We start from the raw sequence: 18,533 nt of genomic DNA, 5'->3' as shown, positions 1-18,533 counted from the left end.
CGTGATTCTCCCTACGCGCGGTAATGCAGTTCTGCCTGTCGGCGCAGGTATTCCAGACCGGGCGCGATGGCCATCGCCCAAGCGGTCAGGATCTCATCGTCGCAGAGCGGATCGCGCAGGCTCACCGCGTTGAGCATGGCTTCTCGCCACAGGGCAAAAAAGCGCGGGGGAAGATGAAGACCGTCATCGCTTTGCTCCCGCGCCAGGCGCTCAAGAAAATCAGGGACGATCAGGGCGCCGTCTACCGCCAGCATGGCAAAGAAGCTTTTAAACAGGGTCTGCTGACCTTCCCGCTCCGGCAGGCGAGAAAAATGCGCTTCAGTTTCGGGCGACATATGGACGAAGGCGTCATAGAACGTCTGAAAAAACGCGGTTTTTTCATTATCAGGAAAGACGCGGTTCAGGCTGGATTCAAACAGATCGCGATAGAACTTCACGGCCTCCTCCTTATGGTGCTTTCGCCCGGCAGACAGTGCCCGATGGGCGTGTATTCCTCTGCCAGGCGGCGTGAAAAGTAGCTCTCTTTCTTCGCGCGACGGACGTCAAACAGAGGCCCGGCGTTGTGTTTAAAGAAAAGAGCTTCCAGAACCGTGGCGTTGGTGGACAGGGTTAACGCAGCGTTGGTATCGCCCGTGGCTTCAAGGCGGCCTTCGTACCAGCCTTTCTGCGGGTCGTTAAGATGCTTTGTCACCGACATCAGCACGTCGGTGTACGGGGTGTCCCATAGCGCCCAGAGGGCAAAAACCGCCCTGGTCGATACCTGCGAGAAACGGGTGTAGTCCCGGCCATCGTCGCCGACCGCGTTCCAGGCATAGCCATTTCCCCAGACGGCATCCTGAATATGCCAGGGTGCCTGTGAGAGCGTGAAATCAGCCCTTGCCGTCAGGATTTTATCGGTCTCCCAGCGGGTCTTCTGGCTCAGCCAGACGTTTTCGGCCTGCTTGCGCAGCCGCTTTTGCAGGTCGGCCCCCACGCCGTCGGGCTCCCAGCCAAACTCCAGGCCCGGCAGCATATAGGGAAGGGTGGTAATCAAAGAGGGCTGCCACGTGGTGCGCGGATCCCGCGCGTCCACGGCCAGACGTCGCTGGGCGATGATGACGTGGCGCGCCGGGGGCGTGAAGGCCTTATCGGGAGAAAATCCCCACAGCTGGAACGCCGTCGCGGCATATTCGCTCTCGCCCAGGCGCAGCTCTTCCCGGACGACCGGCTGGCCGTTTTGCAGGGACGATGACCACAGTTCGCCCTCGCTGTCGATGACCGGGCAGAAATTCCAGCGCAGGACGATCTTATCCAGATATTCGCTGTACTGCGGCTCCCGCTCCGCGGTGAGGCGCAGGGCGAGCATCAGGCGCGCCATGTCGCGCGCGGACCAACCATTTTTGATGGGCTTACCGCTAAAGTCGACGGGCGTCGCCGTCTGGCTGGAATAGAGTCGGCCCGGCGTGCGGGCATCGGTCAGCATCAGGCGGTTAAGGGTGCCCATGATACGGGTTAAGCGAGCGTCATACTCGGCGTCATCAATCAGCCCCAGCTCTTTTGCCGCCAGCAGGGCGATAAGCGTATCGCCCATTTGCCAGAGCGTGACGCGGGGCTGTTTGTCGCTTCCGTTGACCAGCCCGGTTTGCGGCTGGGTATTATTGGCGAAATAGCGCCAGGCGGTTGCCGCCCACGCCTGCTCTTCCGGCGTCAGGGCTGAGATACGCGCGCTGGAATGCCAGCCGCCGTTGATGAGCCAGCGCCAGCCCGCACCCTGATGGCCAAACAGAGCAAAGACGATCGCGCCTGCGAGGAGTAATCCCGCGAGCCCTCTGGCTATGGTTTTAAGCATTGCGCGGTCACCGGAGGCAGTTTAACGGGCTCGTCCGCGCTGCATGACGCGCACTGACAGGCCTGACAGGCGGGTTGGGTGCGCTGCGTGACGCCGGTTCGGTCGCACCAGCTTTTTACCGACGGCGTGCTGCTCAGGAACGGGCGGTTGCGCTGGGCGTTGTTCTCTTCAAACTGATCGAGCAGCTTTTGATCCCACAAAGACGGGGCAAAATCCTTGCTCTTCGGGTTGTCGGTGTTGAAGGCCAGCAGTTTTCCCTCTTTTTTGAACAGCAGGGCCTCCAGCATGATGCCGTTATTGTTCGCCGTGAACTCTTTGATCGGGCCGTCACCGTTTTCATACAGCCCTTCGTAGTAGCCTTTTCCCTCTTCGTTAGCATTCTCAATGGTGTTCAGCAGGCGGTCGGTATAAGGGGAGTTCCACAGCACCCACATGCCCAGCGCCGCCTTCAGCGATATCGCGGCAGCGTTAGGAACAAACTGGCCCTTATCGGTAATGGTGTTCCAGTTGTATCCGTCGCTGAAGACGGTGTCATAGACGAAGTACGGGGCTTTATCGAGCTGGTGCTCGGAGCGCGCGGTGAGAACACCGGTAATGGTATAGCGGTTCTCCTGCGCCTGATAAACGCGGTCGGCAAAGTTTTTCATCCACGTCAGGGAGTAGTCGCGCGGGGCGTTGTCCCGGTCGGTCGGCTTATCAAAGCCGAACTCCAGCCCGTAGAGCAGGTAAGATTCCGTCACCACGTAGTTATGCTGAGAGGTGTCGCGTGGGTCGCGCGAATCGTACGGGACCAGCACGCAGTAGATCTCGGCCAGCTCGTAAGGCTGCGGGCGGCTGGCCTTACAGGTATTAAACCCCCACAGCTGGTAGCCCGCCGCGCCATACTCTTCATAGCCCAGACGGCCTTCTTGAACATACTTCGGCTGGCCGTTCTCCAGATAGGCCCCGTAGAGCGTGCCGCAGGGGTCGATCGCATGGCTGAAATCCCAGCCGAGCACCACGTTATCCACGCTGTTGCCATACTCCGGATAGCGCTCTTTGATGATTTTCAGCCAGACCAGCATCCTCCCGATGTCCAGCGCCGAGAAGCCAATTTCGCCGGGCTTGTTGGTGTAGTCCACCTTCTGGCCGCTGATGGTGTTATAGGCCTTGTTGGGCAGCTCGTTGCGGAACAGTACCAGGGTGTTTAACGTGGCGAGAAATTTCAGCATCCGGCGATCGAATTCCGCTTTATCAATGATCCCCAGCTCGCGCGCCGCCGTCAGGGCGGCCAGATAGGAGGCACTGTCCCACATGGTGGTGGAGGGATATTTATTGACCGCATTCACCAGGCCCGTCGTGGGCTGATAGTTGGCGACGAAATACTGCCAGGCGTTTTTCGCGATGGTCATCTCTCGGGCCGTCAGCTCGCCGCTGCGCGGGGAGTAACCCGATGCAGGAAGCTCTGTGTCCGCACGCGCGGTCGAGAGTGCCAGCCAGCAGATCGTTAGTCCCGTGAGCAGGTGAAAAAGGATCGGGGATCGTGGCTTCATGGCGTTGCTCCTGCTGAGGGGGAAGTGTAGAGGCAGGCCAGACAAAGCATCTGACCGTGCGCGATGTAAGACAAACTTTCCAGCACGATGGCATTGGTATCGGCGTCCACGACGGCGTTGACGCTGTTGTTAAGATTTAACCCGCGCTGCCAGCCTTTACCCGGCACCTGAAGGGCCAGAACCTGCTGGCGCAGCGCTTCGCTCCAGCTATTGCGGAACAGGGCATACCAGGCAAACGCGGTGCGGGTTGAGGCTATCGCCACCTTCTCCGGCACCTCGTCGCGCAGGGCGCGTGACTGAACCGGCTGCCTGTTCGGCAGATCGGTAACGTAATCCGGGGCCGGTTCGGCATAATCCGTGCTGATCGGCGGTTTTGGGGTACGCAGGCTATGGCGCCGCTGCTGGATCTGCATAATTCGCCATGCAATTTCAGCGCTCTGCGCATCAAAGCCCAGCTCAAGGCCGGTTAACAGATAGGGGAGACTGATGAGGGAGGTTTGCTTGCCCCAGGGCGTGCGTAGCCCTTCATCGGGCACCATCACGCCGTCCAGATCGATCATCTTTTGCCCTTCCGGCGGATTGGTGACCGCAAGGCCCGCCGCGCTGTCAATCAGGCGCAGCGTATGGCTGGCGTAGAGGCGGTAGCCAAAGCTGTCCCGCTGTTCGTCAGCGGTCAGCGCCCAGTGGTGGAGCGGCACGGCCGCCTGGCTTTGGTCGTTATTTTCTATCAGCGCGCCGGTGTTCCAGAGGCTAATCAGATCGTGGATAGCCGCCGCGTGCTGAGGATAGCGCCATAGCAGGGTCTGAAGCGCCGTCAGCAGGCGGCTCAGCCCGATTGCCGAGGCGTCGGGTTTCCCGAGGATCTTCAGGGTATCCGCATGGTAATACGCGGCGGGAAGGCCCTGCTCGTTGAGCGGCAGTTGCCCGAGCGTGAACAGGGCGGTGCCGATCCTCTCGTCGAACTCATCGGCGGAAATAATGTTGAGCTGCTCTGCGGCAGCGGTCGCAAACAGGTAGCTCCCCACGCTCCAGAGGCTCAGCCAGGGCTCGCCGTCGCTGGCGTTCGCCAGGCCGTTCGGCTGGGTATTATTTACATAGTATTGCCAGGCGACCCGCGCCCAGATGGCTTCGTCATAGGTCAGCGCGCGCTTCGCGGGCAGCGGCGGGAAGTCTTTACTGAGCGCGATGCCGCCGCTGCTTTCCACGCGGGTGGGCATCTGTTTTTCAACCCAGACCACCACGGCAAAGCCGAGCAGAAACCCGAGCAAAATGGTGAGGTAACTGCGCGCGGGCAGCAGGGCATCACGTATCCTCATGGGGTGACCTCGTCCTCTTCAGCGGGCGTCCACATGGCCGCAAAAATCAGGGGAAGCATGGCGGCGATGTTCACCCCACCCCAGAAAATATTGATGACGTAGCCGGAAGGATCGTCCACCTGACCGCGCGCTACCTGAATCCCTCCCCAGATAAGCCCTGCGAGGGTGAGCACCACGATGGCAATCTGCGGCTTCACCAGGTAGAGAAAACGGCCCGTCTGCCGCTCTTTTGGCGTGACGTGAAATTTGATCTGCTCGCCCCGCAGCACCGTATCGAGCGCGCGCAGGTTCATGGAAAAGAAGGAGAGGTAAGAGGCTCTGCCGTCCCAGGCCGAAATCCCCCAGGTCCCGAACATAAAGGCCAGTTCCGAGACGATAAAAAACGGCAGAAAATGGAGATAGAACGGCGTCGACCAGGCGGAGACCGGCGGAATGCCGGTGAACAGATAGATAATGGGCGAGATCAAAAATACCGTGTTCCACACGCAGGCCATATAGGACCAGAAGGTGGTGGCATACATCAGCGTCTGGGGAAGCGAAAGCCTGAAGCGGCGACGGCTGAAAATATTGTCATGGAACAAAATATCCAGCGAGCCGGCGGCGTATTTAAAGCGCTGGATCATCCAGGTCAGCATATCCTGCGGCGAGAGCATCTTCGACTCAACGCGCGGATGCATGACCGAGCGCCAGCGCCGGGCGGCGTCACCGTGCAGCAGCACCGAGGTGTAGATATCTTCGGAGACGTGGAATTTGTAGGGGGTGAGCTCGGTGTCAAACGCCACGTGCGGGCGCATCGCCTCCTGCAGCGCTTCGCGCGTTTCGTCATCGCGGATGTCGCGGGTATGGCGATGGATCTCCTCTTCGACGGACCAGACGTAGCTGCGGAGCGCGGCCTGCATGACCGCCTCGCGACGGTGGATGGACGCCGCGCCGCAGCAGAATGCCGCGTTCGCCCAGTTGCGCCGCCGCAGGATGACGTCATAGAACATGCGCGGATCGTTAAAAAACGGGTCGCGGCCAACGGTGACCGGTCCGACAAATTTCTGAATCAGCCAGCCCAGACCGTAGCCCACTTTTCCGACTTTTCGCTGCCCCCAGCGCGACAGATTTTCCCCTTCCGGAAGGTCGAAGAACCACTGCGGCGTCTGCACCCAGGCGACATCCGGATCGCGAAAATAGCCCAGCGTATGGCTGAGCAGGGTGGGAAATACGCGGGTATCGGCGTCGCAGATCACAATAAAATCGCCGTCGGTTTGCTCAAGGCCGTTGCGCAGGTTGCCGGCCTTAAAGCCGATGTTGGTCTGACGGCTGATATAGTTAACGCCTTCCTCTTCACAGACGGCTTTCATCTCCGGGCGGCGGCCGTCGTCAAGCACGTGGATGCGATAGTCAATCGGGAACGGGTATTCCATCTTCAGGGCGTCGCGAATGGACAGCCTGACCAGCTCGGTGTCTTCCGAATAGGTGGCAATGAACAGATCCACCTTAACGGGACGGGGCTCTACGGCCTCGTCAGGTGCCAGGCATTCGTTAATCTCGCCAGGCGGCGGGCTCTGGGGAGGATCCTGTTCTTTCCACAAGTTGATGGTAAACAGCACGGTGCCTATCCAGGCCAGGGTTTCGGCGAGGACCAGCGGTATGGCATACCATAGCGCGTCGGTATTCAGGGAAGCGGTCCAGCGCCAGTAAATATAATTTGCGCCCAGAATAAGCGCCGCGACCGCCAGCACCTGCCAGGTCATCATGACCCAGCGCGGTGTTTTTAACGGTTCCGGAGGTCGACGTTGTTCAAAACGGGAAAAATAAAAATCCATAGTTCCGGCGTTCCTGATTCCGTGAAAAATGCAGACCCATTCTGCGGCGCAGGCAGTGGCCCGAAAGTAAAATTTAGCGACTAAACAAGATTTAAGGTAAGTGTAGAACGCCGAATAAAAGTGTCCAGCGACGTTTATTGCTATTATTTAGTAGGAGTTAATTAATTTTAAATTCAACTTAATTGTTTTCTTCTGCCTGCGATAAATTGCGGATACTATTCCTTTAGGCTATCTACTTTATTTATAACGTCGTTTTCTTTTTCAAGGTAAAGGACATCCTATGAGCCATGTTGCGCCGTCGATAGCGCAAGAAGATGAAGTTAAATCAATACCATGGCGTTACTCCGTTGCAGGCGCTCGGGACCTGAGAATCGACTTTATGCGCGGCATTGCCCTCGTCATGATGGTGGTGGCGCATACCGAGGTGATGTCAATATTTAATATATTCTCCTGGGAGCGTTTTGGGTTAACAACCGGTGCAGAGGGTTTTGTCATACTTTCCGGTTTTATGCTGGGCATGCTGAATCGCGCGCGCCTGCAAAAAGCGGTATTGCTCACGGTCTCCTGGGGACTATATCGCAGAGCCTGGAAAATATATCGCGTAAATATCATTGTCATAGTGTCATTTATTTTACTTAGCTATGTGCCGCATATTAATCTTTTCGAGGTCACGCACTTTACCGATCGCTTTTCGGGTGAAAGCTGGTCGCTTTATCCGGTTACGCCGCAAATAAAGGAGACCTGGTTCAACATTATTCTCTATTTGCAGATTGGCCCGCATCAGACGCAAATTCTGGGGCTGTATATCTTTTTGCTGTTATTCAGCCCCCTGTTTTTGGGGATGCTGCAGAAGGGTAAAGTCTGGTGGCTTCTGGGGCTGTCGCTGCTGGCGTACGGCCTGTGGCAGCAGTGGCCGGTGCGGCTCACGCCGTCGGAGTTCGAATTCGCCTTTCCGCTGCTGGCATGGCAGTTCATCTTCGTGCTGGGCATGGCCAGCGGCTGGTATAAAGCCGAACTGATCTCTTTCGCCCGCACTCCGCCAGGAAAAGCCGTGGTAGCTGTGCTGGTGATGGTGGCGCTCGGTCTGGCGTTTGTTGCCCAGAACCATACCAACCCGTTTATGCCGCCCGCGCTGCTGCTTCACGTCATTTCGCCTGACAGCTTCAATGCGTTTTATCACACCTGGGCGGCAAAAAATGAGCTGGGCCCGGTGCGGGTGCTGAACGATATCGCTCTGATGGTCACCGTCTATCTGGTGCTGACGTATTGCTGGGTGCCGCTCAATCGTCTGCTGGGCTGGTTTCTGATCCCGCTAGGCCAGCACTCGCTTTATACCTTTATTCTGCATGTGTACGTGGTGCTGCTGGTGAGCCAGTTCATCACCTTCGACTTATGGCGTCATGCCTGGATAGAAAATACGTTAGTGCATGCGGCGGCGCTGGGCATGTTGTGGCTGATGGCAAGATACAACGTTGCCGCACGCTGGATACCTAACTAAGGATGGCGGCTATGCGCGAAAAATGGCTTCTGGCGGGCGTCCTGCTCGCCGCGATACCCGCGGCGGATGCGGCAGACACGCTGCGCGATCGGAACGGCGAACCGGTTCAGGCGGGGGTCTTTACCAGCCGCTGGGGGCGGCTGTTCTCGGGGAATGAAAAGCAATTTTCTGGTGCCCTGAGCTTTAGTTCAGGGCTGAAAGAGCAGCTGGTGAGCGTGCCTAACAGCTCGGACGGCGCCGCGCAGAAGAACACGCTCAACCAGACGCTCAATCTTAGCCTGCAGTATTCCCCCTACAGCTTCTGGTTTGCCAACATAACCTCTCGCTTGCCGATCAGAGATACCAACCGCTACACCGCGGACTTTCGCTACAGTTTCGGCTATGACGACTGGCATGCCAATACGGTGAGCCTGGTTTACGGCAACTACGGCGAAAACCACTTCTGGACGTCGGGCAGTCGGAGACACACCTACTTCGAACAGGGCGCGTTCACGCTGGCCTATAAGTTTTCCTTGCCCAAGCCGGTTGAAAACACGCTCCTGATTAATAAAGGGGATTCCATCATTTGCCAGGTCGGATACAGCTGGGTTCCGCGCTACTACGATCTCAGCAGCGATGACATCCGCAAAAATAAAAACGTTATGCTCGGCGGCTGCGGCTATACCTTCAAACAACATTTCTTCGTTCGCGCAACGGCGTTCTGGTTCCCGGACAGCAGCCAGCAGCAGCCCTGGAACGGCGATTACAGCTACAGCTTTGGCTACGCGGGCTACACGCCGGGATCGTTCTCCATCCAGTATGCGAACTATGCGGGGACGCGCTATCCGGGTCATGGCAACGGGAATGCAAAATTCAGGGAAGGGACCGTGAGCCTCATCTGGTTCTTACCCATCTAGGAGGGATACATGTCGGCGCTGCACGTATTAATCGTTGAAGATTCTTTGATTTATCGTCGCTTACTCTCTCGAATGCTTATCCAGTGGGGCTACACCGTGAGCGAAGCGGAAAATGGCGTCGCCGCGCTGGAGATATTGTCCAGCCAGCCCGTCAGCATGGTAATCAGCGACTGGGAAATGCCTGAAATGGACGGCCTTGCCCTCTGCAAGGCGATCCGTAGTCGGGAATGGGGTCACTACGTGTACGTCATTCTGCTGACGGCGCGTGAGAATTCGGGCGATTTGGCGCGGGGGTTTGAAGCCGGAGCCGATGAATTTTTAAATAAGCCCGTCGAGCAGGACGAGCTGCGGGCGCGACTGCACGCCGGGGTACGCATTCTGACGCTGGAGGCGACCCTTGCGGCGCACAACAAGCGTCTGAGTGAAGCGTTACGCCAGATTGAAAAGGATCTTGAGCTGGCGGCGCGCGTTCAGCACTCGGTGCTGCCCTCACACCGCTTACGCTTCGGCGACTATTTTTCCGACTGGCTTTTTTTACCCTCAGCGTGGGTCGCGGGTGATGTTTTCAATATTTTTGCTCTTGACTCGCATCTGGGCTTTTACTGCGTGGATGTGTCCGGCCACGGCGTGGGGGCGGCGATGATGTCCCTGGCGGTGGCGCGTCAGTTCCTGCACGGCAGAGTGGTGGATCGTTTTTTGTTTACCGAAGAGGGGGGGATTCAGTCGCCTGCCGAGGTCGTCAGAATACTGAACAGCCGCTTCTGCAGCGAAGAGAGCGACATTACCAGCTATTTCACCATCATCTACGGGGTGATCGATCCAGACAGCGGTCAGGGAGTGTTGTGCCAGGCCGGGCATCCTACCCCCCTTATTGTGAATGCGGCGCGTGCCGTCACCTCGGTGGGCGATGGCGGACCGCCGGTCGGGCTGATCCCGGACCTGAGCTGGGACGACGTCACGTTTACCCTCAATCCAGGGGATCGCTTATGCTTATTCAGCGACGGTATCACGGAGTGCGAGAACGTCGGGGGGGAGCAGTTTGGCCCGCAGCGTCTTGAACGCTGGCTTCAGCAACATGCCCGGCTGCCGCTTGATGAACTTTTGCCGCGGTTCGGTAATCACCTGACCGGCTGGCGCAACGCGAATCGTGATGAACTGACCGCCTTAACCGATGACGTTTCACTGTTAGTGATCGAGCGTCAGGGAGAACAAAATGATTGTTAATACTGAAAGGCTACCGCACGTCAACATTCTTACGCCCGCGATCCGGCGGCTGGACGCCTCTGTTGCCGCCGCGTTTAAGGCCTCTGTCGCTGAAGAGATTGGCAGCGATCGTAAAGCCTTAATCGTCGACTTTAGCAAAGTGGATTTCATCGACAGTAGCGGGCTGGGTATGCTGGTATCGTTGTTTAAGCTGATGAACGGCAAAGGCGAAATGGCGCTGTGCGCCCTGAACCCGGGGATCATGAATATGTTCACCCTGACCCGAATGGATCGCATCTTCCGCATCTATCCGGATAAAAGCAGCGCGCTCGCGCAGCTGGGGCCGTAGATGCCGAGGCTGGATCGTGCTGAATTTCCGGCGGCGATCGATTCCCTGACGCCGCTTGCCACCTGGCTGGGAGAGCGGCTGGGCGCGCTTGCCGTAGACGACGAGTGGCGTTTCGCCTTCGATCTCGCCGTCTGTGAAACGGCGACGAATATCATCCGCTACGCGCTGCACGAGGATAGCTCGCGCCTCTTTAGCGTACGTTTCGACATTCGCGGCAACGATGCCTGCGTTATTTTTACCGACGCGGGTGACGCCTTCCCGCTGGAGCGGCTTGAGGCCGCGAGGCGAGAGCGTTTCTGCGAAATGTCGCCGCTGCTGGAGAGCGGCAGGGGGCTGATGCTCATTTTGCTGAGCCTCGATCGTTTCACCGTGGAACGCGTGGCGGGGGAAAATATTGCCACGCTTGAGAAGAAAATCAGCGTATGACCCGCAGGCCATACGCGCGTGATTTTATTTTGTGTTGTCGGCAAACAGCTCCGGCGCCCACGGTGTCGGGTCCACCTCCATAAACGGGGCGCGCTCGAAGCGGTCCTTCAGCGCCCACGGCACCGTGCAGTCGAATATGGTCTTGCAGGAGATGCCGTTGCCGCGAATCGAGTTGCTATAGTCCGGCGACTGGGACGGATCGAGCTGGTGGCCGCGGATCCCCGGAATATTGGTGATGCTGACATCGCCCTGCATGCGGGTGGTCATCGCCCACAGGATGTCGTCGCTGTCGAAAATATCCACGTCTTCGTCGACAAGAATGATGTTCTTCAGCTCCGAATAGGTGGCTAAGGCAATCAGCGCCGCCTGGCCCTGACGTCCTTCGTCTGACGGCTGGCGCTTTTTCACCTGCAATATCCCGAGAAACTTGCCGCCGCCCGCGGTATGGGCGTAGACGTTTTGCAGGAAGCCCGGGATCGCCTCTTCAACGGCGTTGCGGATGCTGGCCTCGGTCGGCAAGCCGGCCAGGGTGGTATGTTCTTCTCCCGGTCCCACCAGCGTTTGCAGGATCGCGCGGTGTCGCATGGTCACGGCTTTCACTTTGATCACCGGCAGAGACGGGTTCGCCTCGCCGCAGTAGCCCGGGAACTCCGGCATCGCGTGGCCGGTATTGGTGTGCTGATCTTCTCTTACGCGCACGCTAGGGAGCAGTTCACCTTCGATAATGATTTCCGCGCGCGCGATCGCTTTCTCTTTAACCGCCACGCCCTGTACCAGCTCGACCGGCTGCTGGCGCAACGCCCCGGCGACGCCCAGCTCGTTGTAGCCAAACGGCGTAGTGGGGGCCTCGAAGCACGCGCCGATATAGATGGCGGGATCGAGCCCCATGTTGATCGTCACCGGCAGCGGTTTTCCGGCCGCTTCCGCTTTTTTGCGGAAGACTTCGATATGGCGACCGGCGGCAAGGAACATGGAAAGCTCGTCGCGCTCCTGAACGCAGAGGCGGTGTATGGTGACGTCCGTCAGCGAGCTGTCCTCCGGGTCGCTTGCCAGCACCAGCCCCAGGCAGAAGAACGGGCCTGCATCAATCGGCGTGTTGGTCGGTGCCGGAAGCAGCTTGCGCAGGTCGAAGTCAGGATCGTCAGCGTAGAAGACCTGCTCCTGGCAGGGCGCCTGCGAGGCCGGAACCACCACCGGCGCTACCGGCTTTTTCACCGCCTGGCCGACGTGTTTTGCCAGTTCAGAGGGCTCGCAGCCTAACAGGAGCGCCGCGCGCTCGCGGCTGGCGTGCATGCCCACCAGAATGCGCGAGTCCGGATAGCCCTTCACGCTGTTGAACATCATGGCCGGGCCGATGCGGGTCGGGCGTTTGACCGTGCCGCCCGCGCCGATGTGGCGGTAAACCCCCGCCAGCTCTGCATTAGGATCGACCGGATGATGGGTTTCAATATATTGCCCTTCGTGACGCTGCAGTAAGGCGATGGCGCTGCGGAGATCGTTAATCTTATGTTCCATATTTTCCTCCCACGGTTGAATGCCTCCATTTTTATGGCAAAGACCGATAGCATCAATTGCATCATTACTGCTAAATTGATAAGTAAATTCATATCAAAAGGGAGGCGTCGCGTGCAGTTTCGTCAGATGCGCCACTTCATCGTCGTGGCCGAAGAGCTCCACATGCACCGGGCCGCCGAGCGCCTGAACATGGCGCAACCGGCGCTGAGCCAGCAGGTAAAGGCCCTGGAAGAACGTTTAGGCGTCACGCTTTTCAGCCGGGCCAACCGCCGTCTGACCCTGACGCCCGCGGGTGAAGCGTTTCTGGTGAAAGCCAGGCTCGCCATCTCGTTAACCGAGCAGGCGGTGCTGGACGCCAGGCAAACGGCAAGGGGCGAGCAGGGGGTGTTAAACCTGGGGTGCGTATCGAGCGCGATGTTCGACGGGAAGTTGCCCGCCGTATTGCGCCAGATGCATACGCGCTGGCCGGCCATTACCATGTCGCTGATGACCGGAAACGTGCAGACGCTCTACGCCGCCGTGCAGAGCAACCAGCTGGACGTGGCCATCATCCGCGCGCCGCTGCCGCCGCTGCCGTCGCTGCCGGAGGATCTGCAAAGCCGCCCGTTCACCCGCGAGAAAACGGTGCTGGCGCTGTATCGTCAGCACCCTCTGGCCGGGTCCGCCGCGCTGACGCTGTCGTCGGTGAAAGATGAAAAATGGATCTCCCTGCGCGATCCGGAAGGCATGGGGCTGGAGCAGTATTTCTACGACGCCTGCAGCGGGGCGGGATTTCAGCCTGACGTGGTGCAGAATGCGACCGACGTGCCCACGGTGATAAGCCTGGTGTCGGCAGGGTTTGGCCTGGCGCTGCTGCCCGCCTCGGCAAAGGCGGTGAGCGTCGAGAATGTCGTTTACGTGGACATCCTCGACCGGCTTCGGGAAAGCGAGCTGACGCTGATTTGCCACCGGATTATTCGCTCAGAAGTGCTTAAAAAATTTCTGACTACCCTCGATCGCGCCTGACTGCGCCATCCGCTTATTTCGCGCTGCTGGCGTCCCGGTTGGTATAGGTGACGGGGACCCACGCGTAGCCGCCGTTTTCGCCTTTGGTGACATAGCCGATACCCGGGAACGGCAGATGGGGCGCGGCAATCAGGTCTCTGTTTTTCACAAAGTCCGCAAACGCCTTTTCACGCACGCCTGCCGCTTTGTTCTGATCTTCATCGTAGGTGATGGTCACGCCTGGCTGCGGGAACTGGACCGCCGCGGCGTGAATGATGTCGCCAACGAAAGTGAGCTTCTCGCCCTTGCTTGTGAGCGTGTAGAAGGCTGAACCCGGCGTATGGCCGGGATGAACCGTGCCGGTCAGCCCCGGGAGGATCTCAGCCGTGCCGCTAAACGGCACCACTTTGCCGGCGTCCAGATAGGGCTTTAAGGTCTTCTGCGCGACGTCAAAGTAGTTCTTGCCGTAGCCGGTTTTCTTTTGATTGTCGTCGTTAAAGAAAAAGTCGACGTCGGGTTTGCCAACGAATACGCGCGCGTTGCTGAACACCACCTTGCCGTCTTTCACCAGACCGCCCGCGTGATCGGAGTGGGCGTGGGTCAGCAGGACTTCAGTAATGTCCTCGGGCTTAATCCCCTGCGTGGCGAGGCTTTCAACCAGGCGTCCGCCCGCATCAGGACCGAAGAGCTGGCCTGAACCGGTATCCACCAGAATGTTGTGTCCGGGTATCGCAATCAGAAAGGCGTTGATCGAGACCTCGGCCGGGTTGGTCTGGAAATTCTTCGCGAGCAGCGCATCGATGTTTTGCGGCGTTGTCCGGCGCAGCAGCTTGTGCAGGTCCTGCGCGACGGTCCCGTCCGTAAACGAGGTGACCATGACGTCACCGACCTGAACGCGGTATCCGCCCGCCGGTTGTTTCACGACGTGCTGCGGCGTTTCAGCCGATGCCTGCAGCGCGGGGTAAAAAAGCAGTGAGCTGGAAACCAGCGTGGACAGAGCAAGTTTTTTTACGGTAAGCATACGAGTCTCCTTTGAACGTGCTCATCTTACTGTTCCGTAAAAGTATAAAAACCTGCCCAGAAATGATAGGACCTGTAAGAGCTGTGAATGAGAAATGGAAGATATTATTACTGGCATGTCAAGGTGAAGCGGCGCCTAATCTCCCCCTAGCTATACCGCATATATTTGCTGTGCAGACAATCAGAAACGAGAAGTTTTGGTTAAGGAAAGTCAGGTGTATGATGGCTTGGCATTTGACCATATTAATTAAAGGGATTTTGTATGTCACTACCGAAAACCAGCCCGAATCTCCCGGCCATCCGCTGGCCGGTGCCAAAAAATAACCGGGGCGGGGAGTTCAGTAATCTCGAAGAAATGCTGGCGCATCTGGAGGGCGAGGCTGCAGGACACTGGCTTATCGGTCGCAATGGCATGTGGCACGGCGGTATTCACATCAGTGACACCACCACACCGTGGTGTGCCCTCAGCGGTCAGGCGATGAATGAGGCGGTGGATTTTCCGGTGCCGTTTAAGGGGGAGCAGGCCGTGCGGTGCATGGCAGACGGCGAGGTGGTGGCGTACCGGATTAACCGGGATTACCTCAGCGTGCCGTGGTACTGGGGGGATTTACGCTACTCAGGCTCCTTTTTGCTGGTCCGACACCGTGTTCAGCCGGGGAAAACGGCAGAGAGCGGGCTGACCTTTTACACCCTCTATATGCACCTTGCGCCCTGGCTGGCCTACCCGGAGCCGGACAGCACGGCGTTCAAAGTGGCAGAAGGCCAGCACCTGAATGCGTATGTGGACACATCCCGGCAGTGGGTGGCGGTGGAGCTGCCGTCCGGCACGCGGGTGACATGGGATAAAGCGGTCAGCACCGACACAATGACCGGGGCCAACGGGCGGCAGTATGCGCACGTCACGCTGGAAGAGCCGGTCACGGGCAACATGAGCCTGAAAGCCGGTGACAGGGTGTGGACGGTGTGTGACAGGGGGAATCTGGTTCCGGCCCGCGACAGCGCCACCCGCCCGGCGTGGTGGTCCCCGTTCCTGCCGCCTTCACGCGAAACCGTGAAATTTGATACGGTGGTGTGCCCAACCCCTTACCTGATAAAGGCCGGGGACCCGGTGGGCCATCTGGGGTATTTTCAGGTGCCCACGGAGGACGGGCATGAAAAACGCTATCAGGTGCATATCGAATGTCTGACGACGGACGACCTGCCGCGTTTCCTGAGTAACCCGGAGGGCGTGGGGCGCGACACGCCCGCCTTTGCCCGTTATCCGAAGGACATACCGGTGTACCTGCAATTCAACATCGGGGACATACAGAAGGGCCTGATAACCACGCAGACCGAAGCGGTGATGGCGCTGTCCGGTCTGGCGGTGACGGACAAAGAAGGAAAACGCTACTGGCCGGACGGGGCGTCGCGCGGGCTGCTGGCGGAGTCGGATGTGCAGCTGCTGTCCCGGTATGACCTTGTTGGTCGGGGTTTTGAGACGACAGAAGACAGCCCGGTGAGCTTTGACCATCTCGACGGGAAGACGCAGCCGAAAGGGCTGGTGAAGACGATTTTTGAGCGTTTTTTCAGCGTGGCGGACAACGACGGGAAGTACGGTCATCAACTTGTTGCCTTCAACTACCGGCAGCTGCTGAACAAGATCGATAATCCCAAACAGGACTGGTATTACCCGGAACAGTACAGGCGGGCGGTGCAGAATCCGGCAATGCGCGATCACCTGTACCGTCTGTGCGTGAAGCATCCTTGTGAGTGGTGCTACTCATCGGAGTCACCGGTATGGAAAGCGTTCTTTACGCCGCAGAAAAAGAAGGAGGAACCGGAATGGTACGCATACAGTGAGAGATTTTTGGGTGACCTGTGCTGGATGCAGCGAGTGCCGGGCATGGAGGAAAATCAGTGGCATATGCATCCACTGGTGTTTCTGGATGCACTGCGTGAAACAAAGAAACAAGGATGGGCGCACAGTCCGTTTGCTGAGTTGCTGGGGAGCGTTGAGTCAAAAAATGACTACACGGCGTACAACCAAATTCACCAGAACCCTAAACGAACAGTAGCAAAATATCATACAAACCTAACATCTATGACTATTAAACAAGTTATGGAAAGTCAATTGCATACGAATATTATGTTTGCTACTGGTCGTTTTCAAATCATACCGGGAACTTTAATAGATGCGGTAAGAGCGCTCAATCTTGATGTTAATTCCTTATATGACGAGGCCACTCAGGATTGGATTTTTGAGGAATACCTTATTAAGGTTAAACGGCCTGCGATTATTACCTATCTGGAAGGTAATGGGAGAGTTGAAGACGCAATATATGACTGGGCTAAAGAGTTTGCTTCCGGTGGAGTTCGCAAGGGGAACACTATTAGTAAAGGGCGGATTGCACAAGAAGAAGGTGTTTCTTATTACTCTGGCGATGGTCTTAATCATGCACATCTGTCACCTAATCAAATGGTTAATATATTGAGAGAGTCGAAAAATGGCGCGAGCTAGCAGAATCTTCTCCTACTTACTTAGTGGCGTTTCATGTCTTATGCTCCCCTATGTTCATGCAGTTGAGCTACATGTTAAAGGCACACCTGAATTTAAAGATTATCCGGCTGATATAAACAAAGGCCCATTTGCCACTAGGTTAGATCTTTCTAGTGAACAAGCGAAATACTCCAGTCACTGGAAGAAAAGAACTAGTAGTGAATTAAAAGAACCAGTGAATTTCGGAGGGCATTATCGCATATACACTGATGATAAGAGCAGCGGAAATGAATGCCTCGATCATCAAGGTGGTGTGTGTGGTTGGATTATAGATAAGTTATCAGGAAAGGTTGTTTCACAACTTCCTGCAGTTGCTGGAACTAATGTTTATCAGCAAGTTGCTGATAATGGTACCCCTGTTGGTGAAGATTTCAGGATCGATACAAAGAAGGGGAGTTTTCTAATGATATTAACCGGTCAAGCGATCCCACAAAAAATTGAGCATGATGAAAATGGTATCCCGATAACTAATCCATGTAAAACGACCTACTACACTCTGAAAAATGCCCAATTTTCTAAAGTTTTTGAGGACAATCAAGGATGTTCGATTAATTGATATTTAACCACTTAGTGTGGTGCAGCCTGATAAATTCAAAGGATCTTATTGAGATCCTTTTTTCACCTTTAACTTCAGCATCCCGCTCGTTTTGTAAAATGTTTCATTTTGCTCCCGTTGAGTAATTACCGGGTAAAAAAGGCAGATCATGAACTGCATCAGAAAGTCTTGTAATACCGGCAGGTCAGGAAACAATGACGATGTGAAAAAGCCGGGCGGCGGTGAAGCCTGGCCCGGCCCGTAAGGCGTTATTTTTTCAGCGGTGCGTTCCAGCCGTCCAGCGTGGCTTTAGACCAGGCACCATACGCGGCGTTAGGCAGCACAATCCAGTCGTTGCCGAAGTGTTCCGCGCTGGCTTCAACCAGCTCGCGCTGCTGCTCGCTCGGCTTTTTGTTTTTAAACTGCACGGCGAAATCCGGCAGGCTGTCGCCAAATAGCATCACGATCTGCTGCTTTTTGAGAATACTCTGACGACGCTCTTCCTTGCTGACCGTATCCAGCAGCACGCTCTCGTCGGATACCTGCGGCAGGCCGAGGGCGTTTAGCGTCTTCAGCGTGTCGGCTTTATTCTCCTGCATACGATCCGAGACATAGTAGATCCGGACCTTGCTTTGATTCACATGGTCAAGAAACGCCTTCGCGCCCGGGATGAGGCCGGGTTTTCCCTGTTTTTCCCAGTCGCTCCAGGTATCCCATTTGGTATAGTCGTGACACTGCTCCACGTCGCGCACCAGCAGCGGGGTGTTATCCAGCACCGTCTCATCCAGGTCCATCACGACGGCGTAATTTTCAGGCGTTTTCAGATCCTTTAACTTCTCGTTGAAACGCTCGGTGGCAAACCGATACGTCTGCAGCTGAAGCGCCATGATTTCCGCCGATTTCTGCTGATAGCGCAGCGCCATTTCGTACGCTTTAGGTTCACACAGGCCGCTCTCGGCGGCCGTCGCCGCTGCCGCTGCACTCAAAACCGGTAATGCCAGCAGTAATGCCTTAGCCATTGAATTCACACTTCTTTCCTCAACACCGTGGTTAAAATCCCGAAAGCGTAATGAAGTTCAGT

General features: G+C 56.9%; 16 protein-coding genes. 8 read left to right on the top strand and 8 right to left on the bottom strand.

Annotation, left to right across the window (positions count from 1 at the left end; genetic code table 11):
* Nucleotides 1-11: 11 nt before the first annotated feature.
* The 5 genes from FY206_RS12710 to FY206_RS12690 are packed head-to-tail and all read right to left on the bottom strand — an operon-like array spanning nt 12 to nt 6,490.
* On the bottom strand, nt 12-437 hold the full coding sequence (locus tag FY206_RS12710; protein ID WP_032640641.1) for a globin family protein: 426 nt from the start codon (nt 435-437) through the stop codon (nt 12-14).
* Nucleotides 434-1,828, bottom strand: coding sequence for a DUF3131 domain-containing protein (locus FY206_RS12705; RefSeq protein WP_045890100.1), 1,395 nt, complete (start codon nt 1,826-1,828; stop codon nt 434-436). The genes FY206_RS12710 and FY206_RS12705 overlap by 4 nt, the downstream gene beginning before the upstream one ends.
* The gene (locus FY206_RS12700) at nt 1,813-3,360 is read right to left on the bottom strand and encodes a DUF3131 domain-containing protein (protein ID WP_032640637.1); all 1,548 of its coding nucleotides are present in this window, start codon (nt 3,358-3,360) and stop codon (nt 1,813-1,815) included. The genes FY206_RS12705 and FY206_RS12700 overlap by 16 nt, the downstream gene beginning before the upstream one ends.
* Complete coding sequence (locus tag FY206_RS12695) at nt 3,357-4,676, bottom strand: DUF3131 domain-containing protein (RefSeq protein WP_032640635.1); 1,320 nt, start codon at nt 4,674-4,676, stop codon at nt 3,357-3,359. The genes FY206_RS12700 and FY206_RS12695 overlap by 4 nt, the downstream gene beginning before the upstream one ends.
* The gene (locus tag FY206_RS12690; protein ID WP_077064022.1) at nt 4,673-6,490 is read right to left on the bottom strand and encodes a glycosyltransferase family 2 protein; all 1,818 of its coding nucleotides are present in this window, start codon (nt 6,488-6,490) and stop codon (nt 4,673-4,675) included. The genes FY206_RS12695 and FY206_RS12690 overlap by 4 nt, the downstream gene beginning before the upstream one ends.
* A 280-nt stretch (nt 6,491-6,770) precedes the next feature.
* Here FY206_RS12690 and opgC point away from each other — a divergent pair, with 280 nt between their 5' ends.
* Genes opgC through FY206_RS12665 form a run of 5 tightly spaced genes read left to right on the top strand, consistent with a single transcriptional unit; the run spans nt 6,771 to nt 10,862 of the window.
* Nucleotides 6,771-7,988 carry an OpgC domain-containing protein gene (opgC, locus tag FY206_RS12685; protein WP_077064021.1) on the top strand — a complete coding sequence of 406 codons (1,218 nt, stop codon included), beginning with the start codon at nt 6,771-6,773 and terminating at the stop codon, nt 7,986-7,988.
* An 11-nt stretch (nt 7,989-7,999) separates the two neighbouring features.
* Complete coding sequence (locus FY206_RS12680) at nt 8,000-8,884, top strand: hypothetical protein (RefSeq protein ID WP_077064020.1); 885 nt, start codon at nt 8,000-8,002, stop codon at nt 8,882-8,884.
* Nucleotides 8,885-8,893: 9 nt separating this feature from the next.
* Nucleotides 8,894-10,108, top strand: coding sequence for a PP2C family protein-serine/threonine phosphatase (locus FY206_RS12675; RefSeq protein WP_077064019.1), 1,215 nt, complete (start codon nt 8,894-8,896; stop codon nt 10,106-10,108).
* Nucleotides 10,098-10,436 (top strand): STAS domain-containing protein, encoded by a 339-nt coding sequence (locus tag FY206_RS12670; protein ID WP_077064018.1) that lies wholly within the window; start codon nt 10,098-10,100, stop codon nt 10,434-10,436. Before FY206_RS12675 ends, FY206_RS12670 begins: the two co-directional genes overlap by 11 nt.
* The gene (locus FY206_RS12665; protein WP_077064017.1) at nt 10,437-10,862 is read left to right on the top strand and encodes an ATP-binding protein; all 426 of its coding nucleotides are present in this window, start codon (nt 10,437-10,439) and stop codon (nt 10,860-10,862) included.
* A 24-nt stretch (nt 10,863-10,886) separates the two neighbouring features.
* On the opposite strand, the gene FY206_RS12660 is transcribed toward FY206_RS12665, so the two are convergent.
* Nucleotides 10,887-12,377, bottom strand: coding sequence for a UbiD family decarboxylase (locus tag FY206_RS12660; RefSeq protein WP_032640592.1), 1,491 nt, complete (start codon nt 12,375-12,377; stop codon nt 10,887-10,889).
* 111 nt (nt 12,378-12,488) lie between these two features.
* Here FY206_RS12660 and FY206_RS12655 point away from each other — a divergent pair, with 111 nt between their 5' ends.
* Nucleotides 12,489-13,382: a LysR substrate-binding domain-containing protein gene (locus FY206_RS12655; protein ID WP_077064016.1), complete on the top strand. Its 894-nt coding sequence runs from the start codon at nt 12,489-12,491 to the stop codon at nt 13,380-13,382.
* 13 nt (nt 13,383-13,395) lie between these two features.
* On the opposite strand, the gene FY206_RS12650 is transcribed toward FY206_RS12655, so the two are convergent.
* Nucleotides 13,396-14,382: an MBL fold metallo-hydrolase gene (locus FY206_RS12650; protein ID WP_032640588.1), complete on the bottom strand. Its 987-nt coding sequence runs from the start codon at nt 14,380-14,382 to the stop codon at nt 13,396-13,398.
* Nucleotides 14,383-14,643: 261 nt separating this feature from the next.
* On the opposite strand from FY206_RS12650, the gene FY206_RS12645 reads away from it, so the two are divergent.
* Both FY206_RS12645 and FY206_RS12640 read left to right on the top strand, forming a co-directional pair.
* On the top strand, nt 14,644-16,878 hold the full coding sequence (locus FY206_RS12645) for a hypothetical protein (RefSeq protein ID WP_032640586.1): 2,235 nt from the start codon (nt 14,644-14,646) through the stop codon (nt 16,876-16,878).
* A 40-nt stretch (nt 16,879-16,918) separates the two neighbouring features.
* Nucleotides 16,919-17,473, top strand: a complete 555-nt coding sequence (locus FY206_RS12640; RefSeq protein WP_131657967.1) for a hypothetical protein — start codon at nt 16,919-16,921, stop codon at nt 17,471-17,473.
* A 248-nt stretch (nt 17,474-17,721) separates the two neighbouring features.
* Here FY206_RS12640 and FY206_RS12635 read toward each other — a convergent pair whose 3' ends face one another.
* Complete coding sequence (locus FY206_RS12635; RefSeq protein ID WP_196239787.1) at nt 17,722-18,471, bottom strand: 5'-nucleotidase, lipoprotein e(P4) family; 750 nt, start codon at nt 18,469-18,471, stop codon at nt 17,722-17,724.
* Nucleotides 18,472-18,533 lie beyond the last annotated feature (62 nt).

The sequence above is a fragment of the Enterobacter chengduensis genome (genome assembly GCF_001984825.2).
Taxonomy (GTDB): Bacteria; Pseudomonadota; Gammaproteobacteria; order Enterobacterales; family Enterobacteriaceae; genus Enterobacter; species Enterobacter chengduensis.
Note: the sequence above shows the minus strand (reverse complement) of the source record. Positions and strands in the feature narration are given on the sequence as shown.